The following is a 2,653-nucleotide window of genomic DNA, read 5'->3' on the forward strand; positions in this document are numbered from 1 at the left end:
TGAAGGTCTACCTGCATCGCGACCCGGTCGACTTCCGAATGGGCATCAACGGACTGTCGATTCTGGTCGAACAGGCGATGCGTCTGAACCCGATGACCTCGGCGCTGTTCGTGTTCGGCAATCGCCGTCGTGATCGCATCAAGATCCTTGGCTGGGGTGGCAACGGCTTCTGGTTGCTGCTCAAACGACTCGAAGCCGACCGCTTCATCTGGCCGAACGGAGGAGACACAATCACGCTCAGCGCCGAACAGTTGCACTGGCTGCTCGACGGCATTGACCTGGCCGTGATCCAGAAGCATCCCCAGCGATATTACGCGCGGATGAGCTGAACACCACGCAGGTGGCATGGTCTAATCGGCCATGCCGAATAGACCCGTCATGTTGAGCGCGGAGGAGTACGAAGCGCTGATTGCCGCGAGCGCCGAACGCGATGCGCTGCGTGGTGAGCTTCGACTCGTGACGGCCCAGCGCGATCTGGCCGAAGAGAAGCTGCGGGCCTACAAGCACGAACTATTCGGCGCCTCTAGCGAGGCGCGCCATGCCGACCAACTCGGCTTGTTCAACGAAGCTGAAGCATTGGCCACCACTACCAATGCGCCCGCGCGCGAGGACGCGCCCGGCACGTCTGTCGCCGCCCACACGCGAGGCAAGCGCGGACGCAAACCACTCGATCCGAACTTGCCGCGCGAGGTCGTGCGGCACGAACTACCCGAGTCTGAACGATTCTGCGCGCACGACGGCTATGCCCTCGTGGAGATCGGCGTCGAGACGAGCGAACAGCTTGACGTGATCCCCGAGCAGGTCCGCGTCGTTCAGCACCAGCGTGTCAAGTACGCGTGCCCGTGCTGTGATCTCGGCATCAAGGTCACGCCGGCGCCAGCGCGTATCATCCCGCGCGGGTTGCTCACGGAATCCGCGCTGGCGTGGATCATCACTGGCAAGTACCAGTACGGTATGCCACTGTATCGCCAAACCACGCTGCTGCGTCGCTTCGGCGGCGACATCTCGTCGAACACGCTGGCCGCCAGCGTGGTGCGGGTGGGACTGGCCACGCAGCCGGTGATCAACCTGATGCGCGACGCGCTGCTCGAATCGGACCTGATCTACGGCGACGAGACAACGTTCCAAGTGCTGAAGGAGCCAGGACGCAGGCCGCAGGGGAAGAGTTACCTGTGGGCGCAGGTCAACGGCTCGGGGCCGCCAGTACGGATGTTCTCGTACTCGCCGGGGCGCGGCGCCCAGCACGCGCAGAAGCTCTATGCTGGCGTGCACCCTGGCACCGTGCTGATGACTGATGGGTACGAGCTCTACAACGGAATCGCCCACGATCACCAGCTCGTGCATCTCGGATGCTGGGCACACGTGCGCCGCGGCTTCATCAAGGCCGAGGAGTCGGTGCCGAAGGCTGCACGCTCGCCGGATCTGCTGGCCACGCGCTTCGTCGTGCTGATCGGCAAGCTGTTCGCGGCCGAGGCGCGCAGCGCGAAGTGGAAACCCGAATGTCGGCGGCGACTGCGTGCGCGATACAGCACCCGCGTGCTCGGCATCATCGAGCGCATGCTGGTCGAGCATCTACCGGGCGTCGTGCCGTCGAGTCTGCTCGGCAAGGCATTGCAGTATCTAAGCGGACAGTGGCCCAAACTGGTTCGCTACGTCGAAAACGGTACCTGGCCGATCTCGAACAACCTGTGCGAGAACGCGATCCGACCGTTCGTCGTCGGACGCAAGGGCTGGCTGTTCTCCGATACGGTAGCCGGCGCACAGGCCAGCGCCAATCTCTACTCACTGGTCGAGACCTGCAAGGCGAATGGCATCGACCCATACCGCTATCTCGTCTGGCTGTTTGCTAATCTGCCGCACGCTTCAACCGCTGACAGCTACGCGGCCCTGCTGCCTTGGGCGTCACCATACAATAACCAACCGACTGGCGAGCCACCGAGTACGAGCCCTTAGCAGTGAACGATGGTCACGCGAGGCCAGCGATTGCGATACTGCTTCTCTTGTACCCGCTGCCGATACGTCGCGACACTGACTCGCTCGGGATTCCGACGAACCACCATGGTGAACAAATCATCCAGCCCATACGGTGCAAGAACCTTGATCGTGTCATCAGGAAGTAGAGTCAACCCGACTGCGGTTGCATACTCTGGCCACGACGCGACGGCGGCCTCCAGCGACTTCAATGGTGGCACGGCGTAACCAAAAGCCGCCTCGAACCAGGTATGAACGGCGGCTTGATTGGTGACCTCCCATGGCAATTGGGGGTGCATCCTGCTTAGATGAGACTGAAACGTTGCGTCGCGCTCTGCAGAAAGATCAGCGCCATCGAAGTACGCAACATCGACGTCACGCAATGCTGACGATGTCTCCAATCCATGCAAAGAGTCCCAGACGAGGTTCCGTACGGCACCAGCACCAATGCACCAGGAGGGTAGATTCAGGGACCGGACTGCAACCAGTGCAGGCCAAAACCATGAAGACTCTCGCGCAAGGGCAACGAGGTGTGCTTCGAAATCAGTTGATGGCATGGGCGAAGAGTCCGCTGGGTAGAGGCGACGATCTGCCGCTGAGCAAACTCGCCGCTCACGGCAAGTCGATCTTAACCGAGTGTGACGCAGATGGAGGAGAGAGGCGTCCTTTACCGACCGCTTAC

The 2,653-nt window shown here is 61.7% G+C and carries 4 protein-coding genes; 3 read left to right on the forward strand and 1 reads right to left on the reverse strand.

What is annotated here, in order from left to right:
• Window positions 1-329, forward strand: a 329-nt coding sequence (tnpB, locus tag FB600_RS36935; RefSeq protein ID WP_145758314.1) for an IS66 family insertion sequence element accessory protein TnpB, incomplete at its 5' end; no start/stop codon positions are given.
• A gap of 31 nt (window positions 330-360) precedes the next feature.
• Window positions 361-1,953 (forward strand): IS66 family transposase, encoded by a 1,593-nt coding sequence (gene tnpC, locus FB600_RS36940; protein ID WP_036047652.1) that lies wholly within the window; start codon window positions 361-363, stop codon window positions 1,951-1,953.
• On the opposite strand, the gene FB600_RS36945 is transcribed toward tnpC, so the two are convergent.
• Window positions 1,950-2,528, reverse strand: a complete 579-nt coding sequence (locus FB600_RS36945) for a nucleotidyltransferase family protein (protein WP_145758315.1) — start codon at window positions 2,526-2,528, stop codon at window positions 1,950-1,952. The genes tnpC and FB600_RS36945 overlap by 4 nt on opposite strands.
• Between FB600_RS36945 and FB600_RS37570 the strand changes: the two genes are divergently transcribed.
• Window positions 2,474-2,653: hypothetical protein (locus FB600_RS37570; RefSeq protein ID WP_208454851.1), on the forward strand; the 180-nt coding region annotated here is incomplete at its 3' end. The two genes, FB600_RS36945 and FB600_RS37570, sit on opposite strands and share 55 nt — an antisense overlap.

It is taken from the genome of Burkholderia sp. SJZ089 (assembly GCF_007828315.1).
Lineage (GTDB): Bacteria > Pseudomonadota > Gammaproteobacteria > Burkholderiales > Burkholderiaceae > Burkholderia > Burkholderia gladioli.

Excerpts from the sequence above, each read along its gene's own strand:
- FB600_RS36945 (WP_145758315.1), bottom strand. The coding sequence starts at position 2,528 with ATGCCATCAACTGATTTCGAAGCACACCTCGTTGCCCTTGCGCGAGAG.
- tnpC (WP_036047652.1), top strand. The coding sequence starts at position 361 with ATGCCGAATAGACCCGTCATGTTGAGCGCGGAGGAGTACGAAGCGCTG.